The 15,853-nt window shown below is 69.3% G+C and carries 18 protein-coding genes; 6 read left to right on the top strand and 12 right to left on the bottom strand.

All coding sequences use genetic code 11. The features are described 5' to 3' along the window. Nucleotides 1–76: 76 nt before the first annotated feature. The 3 genes from ACFRCG_RS04065 to ACFRCG_RS04055 are packed head-to-tail and all read right to left on the bottom strand — an operon-like array spanning nt 77 to nt 3,021. Nucleotides 77–301 (bottom strand): acyl carrier protein, encoded by a 225-nt coding sequence (locus tag ACFRCG_RS04065; protein WP_380001885.1) that lies wholly within the window; start codon nt 299–301, stop codon nt 77–79. Further along, on the bottom strand, nt 301–2,217 hold the full coding sequence (locus ACFRCG_RS04060) for an HAD-IIIC family phosphatase (protein ID WP_380028526.1): 1,917 nt from the start codon (nt 2,215–2,217) through the stop codon (nt 301–303). The genes ACFRCG_RS04065 and ACFRCG_RS04060 overlap by 1 nt, the downstream gene beginning before the upstream one ends. Before the next feature lie 33 nt (nt 2,218–2,250). Continuing rightward, nucleotides 2,251–3,021: a BTAD domain-containing putative transcriptional regulator gene (locus ACFRCG_RS04055; RefSeq protein WP_380001889.1), complete on the bottom strand. Its 771-nt coding sequence runs from the start codon at nt 3,019–3,021 to the stop codon at nt 2,251–2,253. 636 nt (nt 3,022–3,657) lie between these two features. On the opposite strand from ACFRCG_RS04055, the gene ACFRCG_RS04050 reads away from it, so the two are divergent. From ACFRCG_RS04050 to ACFRCG_RS04040, 3 genes are all read left to right on the top strand, one after another. Beyond that, entirely contained in the window at nt 3,658–4,200 is a 543-nt protein-coding gene (locus ACFRCG_RS04050) for a hypothetical protein (RefSeq protein ID WP_380028524.1), read from the top strand. A 107-nt stretch (nt 4,201–4,307) separates the two neighbouring features. Further along, nucleotides 4,308–5,411 (top strand): sensor histidine kinase, encoded by a 1,104-nt coding sequence (locus ACFRCG_RS04045; protein WP_380028785.1) that lies wholly within the window; start codon nt 4,308–4,310, stop codon nt 5,409–5,411. Beyond that, complete coding sequence (locus ACFRCG_RS04040) at nt 5,408–6,100, top strand: response regulator (RefSeq protein ID WP_380028522.1); 693 nt, start codon at nt 5,408–5,410, stop codon at nt 6,098–6,100. The genes ACFRCG_RS04045 and ACFRCG_RS04040 overlap by 4 nt, the downstream gene beginning before the upstream one ends. Before the next feature lie 184 nt (nt 6,101–6,284). Here the strand turns inward: ACFRCG_RS04040 and ACFRCG_RS04035 are convergent, their stop codons facing one another. Further along, a complete protein-coding gene (locus ACFRCG_RS04035) occupies nt 6,285–7,226 on the bottom strand; it encodes an RNA polymerase sigma-70 factor (RefSeq protein WP_380028520.1) in 942 nt (313 codons plus the stop codon). Between the two features lie 180 nt (nt 7,227–7,406). Between ACFRCG_RS04035 and ACFRCG_RS04030 the strand changes: the two genes are divergently transcribed. Then, nucleotides 7,407–8,156 carry an SDR family oxidoreductase gene (locus tag ACFRCG_RS04030; RefSeq protein ID WP_380028518.1) on the top strand — a complete coding sequence of 250 codons (750 nt, stop codon included), beginning with the start codon at nt 7,407–7,409 and terminating at the stop codon, nt 8,154–8,156. Between the two features lie 321 nt (nt 8,157–8,477). Here the strand turns inward: ACFRCG_RS04030 and ACFRCG_RS04025 are convergent, their stop codons facing one another. The 3 genes from ACFRCG_RS04025 to ACFRCG_RS04015 all read right to left on the bottom strand — a co-directional run bounded on the left by ACFRCG_RS04025 (nt 8,478) and on the right by ACFRCG_RS04015 (nt 11,204). Further along, nucleotides 8,478–8,864 (bottom strand): hypothetical protein, encoded by a 387-nt coding sequence (locus ACFRCG_RS04025; RefSeq protein ID WP_380028516.1) that lies wholly within the window; start codon nt 8,862–8,864, stop codon nt 8,478–8,480. A 307-nt stretch (nt 8,865–9,171) separates the two neighbouring features. Continuing rightward, complete coding sequence (locus ACFRCG_RS04020) at nt 9,172–10,425, bottom strand: sensor histidine kinase (RefSeq protein ID WP_380028514.1); 1,254 nt, start codon at nt 10,423–10,425, stop codon at nt 9,172–9,174. A gap of 122 nt (nt 10,426–10,547) precedes the next feature. After that, a complete protein-coding gene (locus tag ACFRCG_RS04015; RefSeq protein ID WP_380028511.1) occupies nt 10,548–11,204 on the bottom strand; it encodes a response regulator transcription factor in 657 nt (218 codons plus the stop codon). Nucleotides 11,205–11,699: 495 nt separating this feature from the next. Here ACFRCG_RS04015 and ACFRCG_RS04010 point away from each other — a divergent pair, with 495 nt between their 5' ends. Further along, nucleotides 11,700–13,001, top strand: a complete 1,302-nt coding sequence (locus tag ACFRCG_RS04010) for a tetratricopeptide repeat protein (RefSeq protein ID WP_380028509.1) — start codon at nt 11,700–11,702, stop codon at nt 12,999–13,001. A gap of 66 nt (nt 13,002–13,067) precedes the next feature. Here the strand turns inward: ACFRCG_RS04010 and ACFRCG_RS04005 are convergent, their stop codons facing one another. Further along, complete coding sequence (locus ACFRCG_RS04005) at nt 13,068–13,289, bottom strand: hypothetical protein (RefSeq protein ID WP_380028508.1); 222 nt, start codon at nt 13,287–13,289, stop codon at nt 13,068–13,070. A gap of 29 nt (nt 13,290–13,318) precedes the next feature. On the opposite strand from ACFRCG_RS04005, the gene ACFRCG_RS04000 reads away from it, so the two are divergent. Next, nucleotides 13,319–14,089 carry a phosphotransferase gene (locus ACFRCG_RS04000; protein ID WP_380028505.1) on the top strand — a complete coding sequence of 257 codons (771 nt, stop codon included), beginning with the start codon at nt 13,319–13,321 and terminating at the stop codon, nt 14,087–14,089. A gap of 48 nt (nt 14,090–14,137) precedes the next feature. On the opposite strand, the gene ACFRCG_RS03995 is transcribed toward ACFRCG_RS04000, so the two are convergent. The 4 genes from ACFRCG_RS03995 to ACFRCG_RS03980 all read right to left on the bottom strand — a co-directional run bounded on the left by ACFRCG_RS03995 (nt 14,138) and on the right by ACFRCG_RS03980 (nt 15,853). Further along, a complete protein-coding gene (locus ACFRCG_RS03995) occupies nt 14,138–14,611 on the bottom strand; it encodes a DUF3618 domain-containing protein (protein ID WP_380028503.1) in 474 nt (157 codons plus the stop codon). Continuing rightward, complete coding sequence (locus ACFRCG_RS03990; RefSeq protein ID WP_380028501.1) at nt 14,608–15,024, bottom strand: phage holin family protein; 417 nt, start codon at nt 15,022–15,024, stop codon at nt 14,608–14,610. The genes ACFRCG_RS03995 and ACFRCG_RS03990 overlap by 4 nt, the downstream gene beginning before the upstream one ends. 212 nt (nt 15,025–15,236) lie before the next feature. Then, complete coding sequence (locus ACFRCG_RS03985; protein WP_380028498.1) at nt 15,237–15,512, bottom strand: hypothetical protein; 276 nt, start codon at nt 15,510–15,512, stop codon at nt 15,237–15,239. Nucleotides 15,513–15,577: 65 nt separating this feature from the next. Then, a complete protein-coding gene (locus tag ACFRCG_RS03980; RefSeq protein ID WP_380028496.1) occupies nt 15,578–15,853 on the bottom strand; it encodes a hypothetical protein in 276 nt (91 codons plus the stop codon).

Raw genomic sequence — 15,853 nt, 5'->3', positions numbered from 1 at the left:
CGGCCCGCCGACACGAAGCCGGGCCGCACCCGCGAACGTGGGTGCGGCCCGGCGAGTCATGCTCGCTTCCGTCGGCTCAGCCGACGGTGGCGAGGTCGTAGATGTCCTTCAGCGTTCGTGCCTCCAGGGCGTCCGGCAGGGATACCTGGCGACCGGTTTCCCGCTCCAACACGGTGACCAGGGCCAGCAGGTGTACCGAGTCCCAGCCCGGCACCCGGTCGAAGTCCTCCCGCACCACCTCGGCGGTGACCGGCAGGCCGAGCGAGTCGCGGAGCACCAGGACGAAGTCGTCGAGGGTCATCACAGTTGGGTCCTCCCGATGCTTCCGCTCAGCCGCAGGTGTCGCGGCCGCTCGGGGACATGGATCAGGTCGTGCCGGAATCGGATCGTGCCGTCGTCGTCGACACGCTCCGTCTCGAAGCCGTTGCGCGGGTAGAAGTCCCGCACCTTGTCGTTCTTCGCGGACGGCCGATAGGTCGCCAGCACCTGTCGCGCGCCCTCGGCGCGGGCGTGTTCGAGCAGGGCGGCCAGGCACGCCGACTCGATGCCCCGCGAGAACACCCGGCAACTGAGCAGGAAGTTCTCGATGCGCCAGACGCTTTCGTCCCGGTCCACGAACCGGTCCACGAACACCGCGCCGACCAGCCCGTTGTCGCCGAACCGGTCGCCCGATCGGATGCCGAGCACCAGTGCCCGCGCCGCCGCCGCACGCTCTTCCACGTCGGACTGTCCCAGACGTTCGGTCGTGAGGTTGAACTGATTGGTGCGCAGTGTCAGTTGCGCGACGCGCGCCACCTGCGCGGGCGTCACCTCGGCGAATTCCACTTCGATACCCAGGCCCGCCAGGTAGTCGTCGATCGAGGCGAAGCTGTCGAGGAAGTCCTTGCGCTGCGACTCCTCGCGATATCTGGCCGGGCGGGCGACGTCCTCGACGGTGACCTCACGGACGTCGAACCAGCCGTCCGAGAGCAGGCGTTGTACGTGCGTCGCCGGATCGCCGTCGAGCCGGACGACCGCCACCTCGGGCAACTCCCGTGCGACCAACCCGCATTCGTAGGGGCTGTCGTCGGCGAAGACGAGACTGTCCAGGCCGATGTTGAGATCGGCGGCCAGCGAGCGCAGATTGTCGTGCTTGGGCGCCCAGTCGGCAACGATCCGAACGAAGTCCTCCTCGCCGAGGGTCATCTCGGGGTGCTCGCGCAGCACCTCCCGGACCGGGTCGAGATCGTTCTTGCTGACGGCGGCGAGCAGTACGCCCTGGGCGGACAGTTGCAGCGCGGTGCGCTGCACGGCGCGAAACGCCTCGCCCCGGTAGCTGCCGGCGACCTCGATTCCCTCGGGGCCGTCGTCACCGAGCACACCTCCCCACACGGTGTTGTCCAGGTCGAGGACCAGACACTTGCGGGCCCGTCCGGACAGGCCGCGGGCCAGGTGGGCGAGTTCCCGGGTGTAGCCGGCGGTCAACTCGGGGGAGAGGTGCGTTCCGGTGTACGTGCTCAGCCGCACGTCCCGGCCGGGCAGTCCCGAGCCGATCAACGGTTCCAGATCGAGCACGATCAGCCGCGGACGGTCCTCCATCAGGCGCAACACCCGCGCGTTGGCCTCGCGCCACAGCGCGCCCAGCCGGGCCCGTGAGCGGTGGTCCACCAACTGCGCGACGTGCTCTCGGGGAAGCGGCAGCGTGTTGTACACGAGCGTGCCGTGCCCCACCGCCTCGAACGTGTCGGCCAGCGCGGTCAACCGGCGCTCGGTGGCCGCCAGCGCCGATTCCACGTGCTCCGGTCCCCAGGGCACCGGCACCTCGTCGAACACGACCGTGTGGTCGAGCAGACAGGCCACCAGGTCGGGTCGGGCCGCGTACAGCGCGCTGTTCGGATCGGACAGTTCGAAGACGTAGGCGTCGAAATCGGTGACGTGCGGACGCAACAGCAGCCCGTGTCGCGCCAGTTCGACGGTGAGCGACGGGGTGACCCCGGTGACGGTGCCGTGGCCGGTGACCGCGACCGACACCACCGGAGTCCGTGGATGCAGTTCCACCACCTCGTCCACCGAAAGCCGGGACAACACCCGGCCCGCGTCGACGAGTTCGGGCGGCGGCAAGTCACGCAGCAGGCCGGGTATCCGGGGATACTCGGCGGCCAATCGGTGCTGTCGATGCAGGTTTCGGAAGGTGTATTCGAGCGGATCGCCCACAGGCGCGGCCGCGGTGCGGTTCATGTGAGAGACAACCCTTCGATCGTGCGACCGCGATCAGCTGGCCACCGGCTCGTCGAGGACATCGTCGGAGACGAGGATCGCCTGGTGCAGATTGCGCAGCGACCGGCACGGCTCCAACCCCAGCTGCGAATGCAGCACCCCGCGCGCCAACTGGTAGACCTGCAGGGCTTCGGCCTGCCGCTCGGAGCGGTACAGCACCAGCATCAACTGCCGGTAGAACGCCTCACGCAGGGGATGGTGCGCGGTCAGCCTGGAGAGCCGACTGAGGATCTCGCGATGGCGCCCCAGCGCGATGTACGCGTCGATGCACATCTCCTCGCAGTCCAGCCGCTCCTGCTCGGCCCAGGTGGCGAATCCGCTGACGATGGGGCCCTCGCCCACACCGTCCAGGACCGGTCCCCGGTACAGCGCCAACGCCTTCTCCAGATCGACCACGGCATCGGCGAAGCGTCCCGCCCGGTGATGCGCGCGCCCGCTGTCGGCGGCGCGTTGGAAGTCGTGCAGATCCGACTCGCCGTCCTCGACCCGCAGCAGATACCCCGGGATCCGAGTGGCGATGGCATCCGCGCGCCCACCCACGGCGGTGAGCAACTTGCGGAGCTGGCACACATAGACGTGCAGGGCGGGAGTCGCCCGCCGCGGTGGGTTCTCCCGCCACAATTCGTTGATGAGTTGGTCCTTGGTCACCACCCGCCCGGCTCCGATGAGCAGGGCGGCCAGCAACACCTCGGTCTTGGGCGCACTGAGGATCGATTGGCCGCGCTCACCCGAGACGCGCAAGGGGCCGAGCAGTTCATAACGCATGGGCATTCTCCCCGTAAGAGACCGCATTGCGAATGCCCTTCGAGTCTTGGGGAGTCGCGCACCGGGCGCATCGGTGAAACTACTTAGAGTCCCCCGTCGACCGAAAACCACCGTCCCGAAAGCCCTCGGCGCGATCTCGATCATGCTCACGACCAGCGGTTGCCCCGCGTAGACCCCGGAAAGATGCCCGCCTCGGCACACCCATGAAACCAAGAGTCAACCGCCGCGAAACAATCCGCGACACCACGAACGACATTACGACGCGGGGAATCGAACGCTCCGCTTCCCGATAGATCCCCCGAAACCCGGACACGGTCGCATCCGCCGCGTCGCCGAACCATTCCCGCAAAGCTCCCGTACATCCGGGATTTCACCGCTCGGCAACGGCCCGAAGGATATGAATCGTGCCCCGAACCGGACGCGTCGCGTCAGAGCACATCACCACAGGAGCAACCGCACGAAAGGACCACCGCATCACCCTGACGGCAGGCTCGCCACCTCGAACGGGAACCCCGCAAGAGGCCGGTACGTCCGCACGGCCGTCTGCCGACCCACAGCGGGGTCCACCCGCGTCTCCACCCGGGTTTCCACCCGTGGGTCCAGGTGCGGAACGGGGCACGGCGGCAGCCTGGGGACATGAACACCACAGACTGGATCACCGACATCCTTCTCGTTCTCATCGTCTTTCGGCAGTTGCGGGAAGACCGACTGGACCGCAAGACGTTCCTCATCCCGCTGGGGATCGTGGCCTTCGTGGCGTGGAAGTACCTGGACACGATTCCCACCGCGGGCAACGACACGGTGTTGATCGGCGCCCTGATGGCGATCGGCGCGGCGCTCGGCGCGGCGGGCGGCATTTTCACTCGGATCCGCTCCGCCGGCGGGCATCTGCTGATCAAGGCCGGTGCGGTCTCCGCGGTGTTGTGGGTGGTGGGCATGGGCGCGCGGATGGGCTTCCAGGTGTGGGTCGACCACGGCGGTGCCGACGACGTCGCCCGCTTCAGCCTCGCCCACCACATCACCACCGGGCAGGCGTGGGTCGCGGCGTTCGTGCTGATGGCGCTCACCGAGGTCGTCACCCGGGTGGCCACGATCTTCATACGGAGCCGGATGGTGGACTCCGTACGGTCGGCGGGCACGGCGGCGCGGGCGGCGTCGTCCCTGGACCGGGTGGCCTGACGGTGGGATATGGTCGCGCCGTGCCCGTATCCGAGAGCGTTCCCGTAGCCGGGTCGTCCTCGGGGCGCCGTCCCGGTCCACGAGCGATGGTCCGGCACGACCCCCGGGTGCAGTGGGCCTTCACCCTGGGCGTGATCGTCGTGGGAATCGCGACGATCCGCCCGATGGGCTTCAGCGGTCGCGGCCTGGCCGTCGTCGTCCTCGTCGCGTTGAACTCGCTGTTCCTGTCGGGCCGCAACGTTCCCCAGGACCGGATTCCCGCACGTGTGGTCGTCGTATGGGCGTCGCTGGGCATCGTCGCGGCGGCCGCCCTGATCGGCACCGCCCGTACCGGGACCGGCTACCTGTTCGCGTTCTTTCTCGTCGGCCACATCGGTTATCGGCTCCCGCCCATATGGGCCGTCCCGCTCGCGGCGCTGGCCGGTGGACTCTGCGGTGGAGTGCTGTATCTGCGCCTGGGCCCGGGGCACGAGTCGTTGTCCTGGGGGGTCGGGTTGTGCGCCGCCCTGCCGGTGGTGGTGGGCATCGTCAGCCGCAGTCGGCAGCGGGCGATCGACGCCGTGATCGAATCCGCGGAAGCCGCCGAGCGCGCCGCCCGCGCCGAGGCCCGCACGGCCGCCCTGGCCGAGCGCGGCCGCATCGCCCGGGACGTGCACGACGTCCTCGCGCACTCCCTGGCCGGCATCAACATGCAACTCGAACTGGTGGACGCCCTCCTCGACACGGGCGACCTGACCCGGATCCGCGAGGCCAACGACCGGGCGCACAGCCTGGTCAAGGAGAGTCTGAAGCAGGCCCAGTGGACCGTTCACGCGCTGCGCGAGGACACGCTGCCGCTGCTGGGGAGCCTGAGCGCCATGATCGAGTCGTCGGGCCACCGGGACGCGCTCACCGTCGACGGCACCGTACGCGAGCCGCCGGCCCGCGTGGTCCAGCACCTGCTGCGGATCGCCCAGGAGGCGCTGACCAACGCCGCTCGACACGCGCCCGGAGGCGACGTACGGGTGGAGGTGACGTTCGCCGCCGCATCCACGACACTGAGGATCCGCAACGGCCCCGCCACCCGGGAGGCGGCCGGGGCCGGCAGCGGCATGGGACTGATCGGGATGCGCGAACGCATCGCCATGGTGGACGGAACCCTGACCGCCGGACCGATCACCGACGGACCGGACCGAGGCGGCTGGCAGGTGGAGGCGGTGATCCCGGAATGAGCGACGCCGGCGACAGCACGCGGCACGACGCGCGGTCGGCCGATGTGCCCCGGCGGCTGCGGGTGGTCGTGGCCGACGACCAGGCCGCCGTGCGCGAACCGCTCGCGGCCGTACTCGCGCTCTCCGAGGACATCGACGTCGTCGCGGCCGCCGCGGACGGGGACCAGGTGCTCGCCGCGGCTGCCGCCGGCCCGGTGGACGTGGTGCTCATGGACCTGCGCATGCCCCGCACCGACGGCATCGAGGCGACCCGCCGACTCACCGACGAACACCCCGAGGTGGCCGTCGTCGTCCTGACCACATTCGCCGACGACGACTCGATCCTGGCCGCGCTGAGCGCGGGCGCCCGCGGCTACCTCACCAAGAACGCCGGACGCCGCGACATCGTCCGCGCGATCCGAGCCGCCGCCGCGGGCCAGTCCGTCCTCGACCGCGAGGTCCAGGACCGCCTGCTGGCCACCGTCCGCACCCGGGCCACGACGCCGAGCCGAAACCTCCCCGACGACATCACACCCCGCGAACGCGAAGTCCTCGCCCTCATCGGCCGGGGCCTGCCCAACCGGGCCATCGCCGAAAAACTCTTCATCAGCGAGGCCACCGTCAAAACCCACATCAACAACCTCTTCGCCAAGGCCGGCATCCGCGACCGCGCCGACGCGGTACGCCGAGCCATCGCGGCGGGCCTGTGACACCACGCCGGACGGCCGCCACCTGAGCCGCGGGACGACGGTGCGTGAGGACGCGTATGCGAGTGTGGTGGTCGCCGTGACGATCGTGGACCATCCAGCGGGACGGCCCGACCCTCCGCCGACTCGCGGGCCGGCCGCCGGCGCCGTCGCCTTCGGGAATCCCGCCCGTCCGGATGGCCGGTGGTCAGCGCGGCCGTGACACCGGGTCCGGCGCTGTGGCGACGGGTGTCGGACCGCTCGGCGATGCCACGTAGGGCGACAGCTTCGCCGCGTTCATGATCCACATGATCCGGTCGATTCCCTCGGCGGACACATCGACGGACAGGAGGGCCACGGCCTCCCCGCCGGAGGAGACGACGACAGCGGGACGACCGTTGGCCTCGACCCACCGCACCTCCGTGCGGAGCCAGAACCGGGGGGCGAAGGCCACGAGGTACTTGGAGACGCGCAGGCGTCCGACGACCGGGATCTTGGACGCACCGCGCAGCCCCCCGCCGTCGGTGTAGCTGACGACATCCGCGGCGAGCACGTTCTCCAGCGCCGCCAGATCACCCTTTTGCGCGGCGGCGAGGAACACCTCCAGGAGGCGGCGGTGATCAGTCGTACCGACGCGTTCCCTACGCTCGGCGGCCAGGTGTTTGCGCCCGCGGCTCACCAGTTGCCGGGTATTGGCCTCACTCGTCTCCAGGATGTCGGCGATCCGCGCGTAGGGGTAGTCGAAGGCTTCCCGCAGGACGTACGCGGCGCGCTCCATCGGGTTCAGCTTCTCCAGCAGGAAGAGAACCGCCAGTTCGAGGGCCTCGGCCCGTTCGGCACCCACCTGCGGATCCGCGCTGGTATCGACCGGCTCGGGAAGCCACGGGCCGACGTAGGACTCCCGCCGCACTCTGGCGGACTGGGCCAGGTTGATGGCCAGACGGGCGGTGACCGTGGTCAGGAAGGCCGTCGGCTCCAGGATGCGAGCACGATCCGCGTTCTGCCAACGAAGCCACGCCTCCTGGACGATGTCCTCCGCTTCCACGGCGCTTCCGAGCACCCGATACGCGACACCGAAGAGCCGCGGTCGCGCCGCGAGGAAGTCCCTCGCCGCCTGGTCGAGGGAATCGGCGTCGGCCCCAGCGTGCATGTTCGTCCCCTTCGACTCCGGCGCCGCCATGCTACAAGCCGGTGCGGCGACCACGCGCCGCCAAAGAAGTGGGTCGAGCCCGACACGGCGCGGATCCGGATCTGTCACATCCGTACGGGGTGCCCGGTCATATGTGTCGTCCGGGTGAACGAAGCCCCCGGGAAACAGGGAGGATCCGACATGAAGATCGTGGTCATCGGTGGTACCGGCCTGATCGGTTCGAAGGTCGTCGGCAAATTGGCCGAGCACGGGCACGAAGCGGTCGCGGCGGCGCCGAACACCGGGGTGAACACCCTTACCGGGGAGGGATTGGCCGAGGTGATGAAGGGCGCGGACGCCGTCGTCGACGTGTCCAACTCGCCGTCGTTCGAAGACGCCGCGGTGTTGGACTTCTTCACCACCTCCACCCGCAACCTGTCGGCCGCCGAGGAGGAGGCGGGAGTGGGGCACCACGTGGTGCTGTCGGTGGTGGGCAGCGACCGCCGACCCGACATCGGCTACTTCCGCGCGAAGATCGCCCAGGAGCAACTCGTCAAGGAATCGCCCATCCCGTTCTCGATCGTGCACGCGACGCAGTTCTACGAGTTCGGTCGGCGTATCGCGGACGAGGCGACGACGGGCAACGAGGTGCACATCGCGCCGGTCGCCTTCCAACCGGTCGCCGGCGACGACGTCGCGCAGTTGGTGGGCCGGACCGCGGTGGGCACACCGAGCAACACGATGGTCGAGATCGCCGGGCCGACGCGGTACCGGATGGACGAGTTCTTCCGGAGGGCCCTGGCCGCGTGGGGCGACCCGCGTGAGGTGGTCACCGACTCGCAGGCGCACTACTTCGGCGCGGTGCCCGACGAACTCACGCTCGTTCCGCTCGACGGCGCCATCCTCGCCGAGATCACCTACCAGGACTGGCTGAAGCAGGCCACCGTCTAGCACGTGGCACACCCCAATGGCACCTGGCCGATACGGCGCACAGCCGCCTGCCCGCCGTATCGGCCGAGTTCCCCCCGGAGCCGAAGAGGGCCGGCCGCCGCGGTGGCTCGCCCGACTGCTCGCCGTCGTCGACGACGCGTCGCGCCCGGCGCAGCCGGCAAGTCAGGGTCGGCGAGGCGTTTCGCCGGGGCACGAGGGCCTCCCGCGGTCGGGCGTGGATGTCGCAAGCCACCCGAACCACAAGGCCCTCACACCCGTTCGAGCACCGGCTCGCATGTCACCGATGTCTCGGGACGGCCCGTCCGGCGGCTCGCCGTCTTCTCAGTAGGCGATGTAGCCGCGGCCGCCGGCAGTGCCCTTGAACTGGATGTAGAAACCGGATCCGTCGTTCACGTTCGTGGCGGCCAGCGCCCACTGGCCCGCCGGTGCCGTCCTCCACGCGTTGCACGAGCCGGTGGCCTTGAAACAAGTCCTGATCGAACGAGTGGTGTTGCTCTTGATATTGATGTCGTTGCAGTCGCTGGTCGTGTAGGCGTAGTAGCCCGTCGCAGGCCAGTGGGCGTTGCTGCTGCCGCTGCCCGGCGTGGCCTCGTACAGGAAAGCGGTGTCGAGACAGGCCGTCCGAACCCTTGTGCCCGCCTCCGACCCCGCGGCGCCGGCCGAGCCGGTCGTGGCGACGGCCGCTCCCGCGAGCAGAACGGAGGCCATTGCGAACGAGGCGAGACGATTATGTGATCGCACGGTATTTCTCCCTGTAAGGAGTCTTGAAGCCGAGGGGTGCTTTCTCGGGTCGCCGAGTACTCCGTGTCCGAAGACATCGCGCCCTCTTCCGACACAACCAATGTGACGAGGCGTGGAAGAGTCCTCAACAGCCACACCGTGTTCGGGACAGGGCTTTCGTGTTCGTGCAGGCCGATGTGGTTGTCCCGGTGTGTCCCGAACGGCCGCTGTCGCCGTCCCGAACGGAACGGGCCGCGGTCCGCCGTTCCGAGCCACGACTCCGCAACTCGCACCCTCACCGCCGGCGTACGGCCGCATCCCCGGGCGGCACGGAAGGCAGTTCGACCCATACGATCAGGCCGCCGCCCACGCGGGGTTCGGCCTCGACCGAACCACCATGCGCCACGCAAATGGAGCGGACGATGGACAGCCCGAGGCCGGCTCCCTTCACGGTGACCAGGCGAGCGGGGCCCGCGCGGCGAAAGGGCTCGAACAGCGTGGGGATCACGTCGGCACTCAACTCCGGTCCGGTGTTCCGCACTTCGAGGAGCGCGACACCGCCCGCGCCGATACCGGTGCGCACGTGGACCCGGCCGGCGCGCACCGTGTTGTGGCGAATGGCGTTCTCCACGAGGTTGCGCAACAGTTGCTCCAAGAGCAGCGCATCACCGGTGGTCGGTGCCTCGTGGTACTCCTCGATCATTTCGACGCCGGCCCGCCGCGCCTCCGGTTCGCTTTGCGCGCTCACGTGTGTGGCGATGTCCGCGAGATCGACCGACGCCGGCTCGGTGATCGCGTTCTCCGATCCGGCCAGTGCCAACAGGCCCGCGATCAACCGCTCATGGCGCGCGTTGATCTCCAACAGTCTGGTGCCGAGCGCACGCAGATCGGGCGAGGCGGTGCGGCGACGCATCGCCACCTCCACCAGCGCGCGGCCCAGGGTCAGCGGCGTACGCAACTCGTGTGAGGCGTTCGCCACGAACCGGCGTTGGCCGTCGAACGAGCGGTCCAATCGTTCGACCATCGTGTCGAAGGTGTCGGCGAGATCCTTGACCTCGTCGTCCGGCCCGCGAAGCGCGATGCGTTCGTACAGGAGGGGAACGGCGGCCGGGGCGCCCGCGATGCGGCGCGCGGTGTCGGTGACCCGGCGCAGTGGAGCCAGGACCCGTCCGGCGATCACCGTGCCCAGGCCGGCCGCCGCGCCGCCGACCGCGAGCAGCGCGATGCCGCCCTGAGCGATCAGCGAATGGGAGGCGGCGTCGCGCAACTCGCGGCGCTGGTCCTCGAACCACCGCTCGAGGTCGGTTTCCGGTGTCATAGGCCCCTGCGCCGCAAAGGTGTGGGCCGGATCCGGCGCAAGGGTCGTCTCGCCCTTGCCCGGCACGGAGACGAGCACACGGGAACCCTCCGGCCCGACCTTGGCGATCACCCTCGCGCCCCGCCTGTCGAGCTGCTGGGTGAACAGGGTGTATGTGAGGGCCAGCAGCAGTACGCCGGCCGCCAGGAACATCACGCCGTAGATCACCGTGAGCCGAGTACGCAGCCCCATCCGGCGCGGCAGGACCGCGAAGCGCCCCGGTCCCCTTCGCCGTTCGGGGCGCCCGCAGCGGGCGACACGGGCCCCGCCGTCCGTCGGTCGCGGTGTCCGGTGCCCGTGAGCGAGTCGGGGTCTCACCGGATCAGATATCCCACGCCGGCGACGGTCTCGATCACCGGCGGATCGCCCAGTTTGCGACGCAGTTTGAGCATCACGAGCCGCACTGCCCCGGTGAACGGGTCGGTGTGCTCGTCCCACGCCTTCTCCAGCAGTTCCTCCGCGGAGACCGGCGCGCCGTCGGCGCGCAGGAGTTCGACCAGGACGGCGAACTCCTTACGCGAGAGCGGCACATAGCGTCCATTGCGGTACACCTCGCGTCGGGCCGCGTCCAACGTGATGCCGGCGCGGCGCAGCACCGGTGGCATGGCCGCTCGGGAGCGTCGCCCCAACGCCAGTACCCGTGCCGCGAGTTCGGCGAACGCGAAGGGCTTGGTCAGGTAGTCGTCGGCGCCCAGGCCCAGCCCGGCGACGCGATCGACGATCCCGGCGGCGGCCGTGAGCATCAGCACGCGCACCGGCGAGTCGGAGGCCACCACGGCGCGGCACACATCGTCGCCCGGTAGGGCCGGCAGGTCCCGGTCCAGGACCACCACGTCGTAGTCGTTGACGCTCAGGCATTCCATTGCCCGCTCTCCGTCGTAGGCCACGTCCACCGCGTGGGCCTCCTCGCGCAACCACTCCGTGATCGCGTCGGCGAGCATCGGCTCGTCCTCGACCACCAGTACCCGCATGTGTGTCGTCCTTCCCCCACGGCTCCCGCGGGTCGATGCTCGCGGACGCGCCGTTTCCGGGGCGTAAGGAGCGCCGCCATCCGTCTACACCCAGGCGCGGAAAAGGTACGGAAACGCGTCCTCGCGTTGCATCGTCCTTCGTCGGACCGGAAAGGATCCGGTTCGCGGGCGGGAAGTACGCCGAGTGCATGCGCGAGAACGCCGTCCAGGAATTCCCCGACCCGGAACCCGGCCAACGCGGTGTGCGGGTCGAACGCGGGCCACCCGGCCGTCGAAGCCGTCCTCTCCGTGGCGGAAACGCCGACGAAACGCCTCCTCGTGTTGATTGTGCACAGCCGCGTAGGTCGCGGTGACAGCCACGGCACACGGAAGAGCCGCACCGTCACCGGGAATACCCAACATCTCGCATATCCCGTAGGTCGCGCACATCTCGTCAATAACGCAGATCGCGCGGATCGTGAATCACGCATCTCTCGTCACCCCCAGGAGTCCGACATGTCTTTCCGAAAGGTCGGCCGAGGCCTCGACCGCCGAGCGTTCCTGCAGCGAGCGGGTGCGGTCGCGGCGGTGGGTGCGGCCCTTCCTCTGCTCGGTTCCGCGCCTTCGGCGCTCGCTGCCGCGGACGACCCGGATCAGCTCTTTCGGCAGGGTCGGTTCGCCGATGCCGAGCGGGGCTATCGACGCCTTCTGCGCGACGATCCGGGCAACGCGAACGCGCACGCCGGGATCGGCTACATCGCACTGCTGTCCAACCGGTTCCGAACCGCCGAGGGGCACCTGTCCCAGGCCCTCGCCCTGGCACCCGACGACGTCTCCTCCACCCAGCGCCTCGCGGAGTGCTTCGTACGACAGGACCAACTCTCGCGCGCCGTCCCGCTGATGCGCCGTACCGGCCGGCCGCGTGATGAGGCGTTTGCCGAGGCATACTCCCGGATCGACGGCACCCCATGGCAGATCACCGGTGCCCGCGACACCCGCGTGCCCTTCCACACCCTGGACCCGGTGCCGTCGGTCGAGGCGAGGGTCAACGGCGGAGAGCCGCAGAAGTTCTACCTCGACACCTACGGCACGCTCGACCTGTCGACGGAGGCGGCGCACACGGCCGGACTGCGGGCACTGGCCACTTGGGAAGGCGGGGTCGTGGACGGCCATCCCGTGGTGATTCACGTGGGTGTCCTGGACTCGTTCACAATCGGGGAGATCGAGATCCGCAACATCCCGGTGCAGTGGAACGACACGCCACGCCCACCGCTCCCCGACGGATCCCAGGCGGCGGGCGTGTTCGGTACGACGATCTTCTACCACTTCCTGACCACGATGGACTACGCGCACCGAGCGCTGCTCCTGCGACGACGCACGGTTGCCCGTCCGTCGCCCGATGAACTTGCCCGGTTGCCGCTATGGCTGGCCGGTGACCACTTCCCGTGCACACTGGGCAGCCTCGGACAGCGCGAGCCCAGGATGGTGACCGTGGATACCGGTGGCATCGCCAGTGCTTTGGATACCACGGTGGCCATCGCCGAGCGATACGGGCTCACGGTGGACCACGCCCATCCCAGGGAGCGGTTCGGGATCAAGTTCTACCCGATCACCGCAGACCGGATCGGTCTCGGCGGTGCGGTCCGACGCAACGTCCAAGGCATGGGCGCGGAGAAGGTCTTTCCCGGATTTCCCGGCCCCGGGCAGTCGGCGCAGTTCGGTTTCGACCTGATCGCCAACTTCACCCACGAGTTCTTCAAACCGTACGCGGTCAGCTTCGACTACGTGGGCATGAAACTCTCCATCACCCGGGGCTGAAGACCCCCTCCCACGCGCGGCGGCAGCGTTGCATGGGCCACCCACGAACCGCCACCCGGCGTCTGATCAGGCCCAGTACTCCACGTACAGGGAGAAGCCGACCGCGCCGTTGCCGGTGCAGTGGTATGTGCTCGCCCCGGCGTAGTGCACGTACATCGCGCCGGTGTTCTGGCACTCGGACAGGTACCGATAGGTGGCGATGTAACTCCCGCCCGCCGCCCGCGCCGAACCTGCTCCCGCCGGATCGCACCTGGCAAGCCGGCAACTCGACCCACGACCCACAGGCATCTTCAGTGCGCGACGACAGCGAGGCGCGAATGACCCAATGGCAGGAACTCCGCGGCGGCGTGAACGTCGTGCGCCGTCACGGCGATGTCGTCCACCGGCCGGCGTCCCCGGCGACGCCGGCGATCCACCGGCTGCTGTGCCACATCCACGACCAGGGGTTCCACGGCGTACCGGAGCCACGGGGCTTCGACGCCGACGGCAACGAGGTGCTCACCTTCCTCGACGGCGAGGTGCACAACGCGCTCACCCCGGACCTCAGAAGTCCCGAACTCCTCACCTCCGTTGCCACACTTCTGCGAGCCCTCCACGACGCGAGCGTCACGTTCCGGCCCAACCCCACGGACCCCTGGCTGTTCCCGGTCCGGCAGCCGGCCGAGGTCATGTGCCACGGCGACGCCGCGCAGTACAACTGCGTGGTGAAGGACGGCGTGGCAGTCGGCTTCATCGACTTCGACGCGGCGCACCCGGGGCCACGCGTCTGGGACGTCGCCTACACCGTGTACCGGTTCGCGCCGCTGCAGGCGCCGGACAACCCGGAGAGCTTCGGCACACCGCACGAACAGGGACACCGCGTCGCCGCCTTCTGCCGGGCGTACGGGCCGGGCGTGGGCGCCGAGGTCGTCGACACCGTCCCCGACCGTCTGCAAGCCCTGATCGACTTCATGCGCGACCAGGCCGCACAGGGCAACGAGGCGTTCCGGCAACACATCGCGGACGGCCACGCCGACCTCTACGAGGCGGACATCCGCCATGTCCGCGCCCATCGCGACATCCTGCGCACCGCCTTCGAGGCCGGATAGCCGCGCCTGGGCGGGGCGGGCCGGGTGGGATCTGTTCGCCGGACGCCTTCACCGGCGCCTCCGGCCTCGGCGCAGCAGCAGCGCGAGGGCGAGGGCGAGTGCCACGGTTGCCGCGGTGATCAGCGGCGTGCGGTTGGCCTTTGCCGTGGTCGCGGCCATCTCGGCCTTCTCGCGGACCGGGTCGGGGGTCTTGTCGGCGGCGAGCTGTCCGGCTCGGGCCACACTGTCGCGGAGGTGGGTAACGGTATGGGCCGCCTTGTCGAGGACGGGGTCGGGCGTCCTGTCCTTGACCGACTCGGTGGCCTCCGTCGCCTTGTCCCGGAGTCGGTCGGTGACGTGGGCGGCCTTCTCGGCTGTTTGCTCCTTGATATCGGCCGCCTTGGCCTTGACCTGGGCCTTGACGTCGGCCTTGGCCGCCAGTGCCTCCACCGTACGGCCGAGTTCGTCGCGGGTATCCTCGATCTTCTCGCGCAACTGCTCGCGCGTGGGCGCGGATTCCTTGTCCTGGGGCTGGTGGGTCATCGGTGTGCCTTCTCCTTGATGACGGCGACGTCGGCCCTGAAGCTGTCGACGGTCTGTTCGGGTGCGGGAATACCGGCCTTGGCGATCTGCTTCTTCCCGCCAGCGGCCATTCCCGCGGCTACGGCCGCCAACAGGGCAGCGGTGATCAGGGCCGAAGCCCACACCGGCAGCAGCAGGGCCAAGGCTGCGACCACGGTGACGACGAGAGCTTGCGCGGCCAGGACGCCGACCACGCCGGCGCCGCCGAACAGGCCACCGCCGACCCCGAGGCGTTTGCCCTTTTGAGTCATCTCCGCCCGGGCAAGCCGCATTTCCTCGCGGACCAACTCGGAAATCTGCAGCGACGCTCGTGAGACCAGATTGCCCATCGACTCCTGGGAATTGCCGCGGCTCGGCTGTCCAACGGTGCTCATGGAATCCTCACTTTCCTCCTCGCGCTCGTTGCGGCTCTTCAGCGCGACTGCGGCCGACGACCTCGCTCCCGGGGTGATCGGGCTTACGGGCGCGGCTACCCCACAACCCGCCGGTCACTCGCCGGCCACGGCTCCCATCGCGCGGCTGCGTACACCGTCGGCACAAATCCACACGGTCGAGGAGGGGTGGTATCCGAAGTTCGGCGTTGTGGTCAGTGTTTCGGGCAGGTCGGGTCGTCCACGAGCACCGCGTTCGCGGGGATGATCACCACGTCCTCGTCGACCGACACCGAGCCCTTGGTCGTGGTGTAGGCACGCTTACCGGGCCCGACGCATTTGGTGGCGAGGTTGCCGAACCCGTCGGGGAAGTTGAACACTTCCGCAGGACTGTCCTCGCCCCGGTCACCGAGCACCGGGGCGTCCGCCTTGCCGCGCTCGTCGTAGTACTCCTGCGAACACCCGGCGACGGCGCCGAGAACCACGAACACCGACACGATCGGCGCCCATCGCATCGTGTGCGATAGCCGCAGCGCCTTCGTCCGCCTCGTCGCATTCACCCCGCGCACGTCGCGTCCGGGACGACCTGCACGTTGGAGGGGCCGCTCGCGTTCGTGGTCACGTAGGCGCGGAATCCGTGGCCGACGCACTTGGTGGCGAGGTTCCCGAAGCCGTCGGGGAAGTTGAACACCTGGGCCGGAGTGTCGTCGCCACGCTGATTCGCGACCGGCGAGTCGCCCTTGCCACGCTCGTCGTCGTCCCCGGCACACCCCGCCAACAGCAGCACACCCGCCAGCGCGCACGGTACGACACTCCACCCGAGTCCAGCCAC

The organism is Embleya sp. NPDC056575, assembly GCF_042793325.1.
Lineage (GTDB): Bacteria > Actinomycetota > Actinomycetes > Streptomycetales > Streptomycetaceae > Embleya.
Note: the sequence above shows the minus strand (reverse complement) of the source record. Positions and strands in the feature narration are given on the sequence as shown.

What these genes read in the sequence shown, in the direction of transcription:
- ACFRCG_RS04030 (WP_380028518.1), top strand. Translation starts at nt 7,407, where the DNA reads ATGAAGATCGTGGTCATCGGTGGTACCGGCCTGATCGGTTCGAAGGTC.
- ACFRCG_RS03995 (WP_380028503.1), bottom strand. Translation starts at nt 14,611, where the DNA reads ATGACCCACCAGCCCCAGGACAAGGAATCCGCGCCCACGCGCGAGCAG.
- ACFRCG_RS04025 (WP_380028516.1), bottom strand. Translation starts at nt 8,864, where the DNA reads ATGGCCTCCGTTCTGCTCGCGGGAGCGGCCGTCGCCACGACCGGCTCG.
- ACFRCG_RS04000 (WP_380028505.1), top strand. Translation starts at nt 13,319, where the DNA reads ATGACCCAATGGCAGGAACTCCGCGGCGGCGTGAACGTCGTGCGCCGT.
- ACFRCG_RS04055 (WP_380001889.1), bottom strand. Translation starts at nt 3,021, where the DNA reads ATGCGTTATGAACTGCTCGGCCCCTTGCGCGTCTCGGGTGAGCGCGGC.
- ACFRCG_RS04035 (WP_380028520.1), bottom strand. Translation starts at nt 7,226, where the DNA reads ATGCACGCTGGGGCCGACGCCGATTCCCTCGACCAGGCGGCGAGGGAC.
- ACFRCG_RS04060 (WP_380028526.1), bottom strand. Translation starts at nt 2,217, where the DNA reads ATGAACCGCACCGCGGCCGCGCCTGTGGGCGATCCGCTCGAATACACC.
- ACFRCG_RS04010 (WP_380028509.1), top strand. Translation starts at nt 11,700, where the DNA reads ATGTCTTTCCGAAAGGTCGGCCGAGGCCTCGACCGCCGAGCGTTCCTG.
- ACFRCG_RS04020 (WP_380028514.1), bottom strand. Translation starts at nt 10,425, where the DNA reads ATGGGGCTGCGTACTCGGCTCACGGTGATCTACGGCGTGATGTTCCTG.
- ACFRCG_RS04065 (WP_380001885.1), bottom strand. Translation starts at nt 301, where the DNA reads ATGACCCTCGACGACTTCGTCCTGGTGCTCCGCGACTCGCTCGGCCTG.
- ACFRCG_RS04040 (WP_380028522.1), top strand. Translation starts at nt 5,408, where the DNA reads ATGAGCGACGCCGGCGACAGCACGCGGCACGACGCGCGGTCGGCCGAT.
- ACFRCG_RS04005 (WP_380028508.1), bottom strand. Translation starts at nt 13,289, where the DNA reads ATGCCTGTGGGTCGTGGGTCGAGTTGCCGGCTTGCCAGGTGCGATCCG.
- ACFRCG_RS04050 (WP_380028524.1), top strand. Translation starts at nt 3,658, where the DNA reads ATGAACACCACAGACTGGATCACCGACATCCTTCTCGTTCTCATCGTC.
- ACFRCG_RS03990 (WP_380028501.1), bottom strand. Translation starts at nt 15,024, where the DNA reads ATGAGCACCGTTGGACAGCCGAGCCGCGGCAATTCCCAGGAGTCGATG.
- ACFRCG_RS04015 (WP_380028511.1), bottom strand. Translation starts at nt 11,204, where the DNA reads ATGCGGGTACTGGTGGTCGAGGACGAGCCGATGCTCGCCGACGCGATC.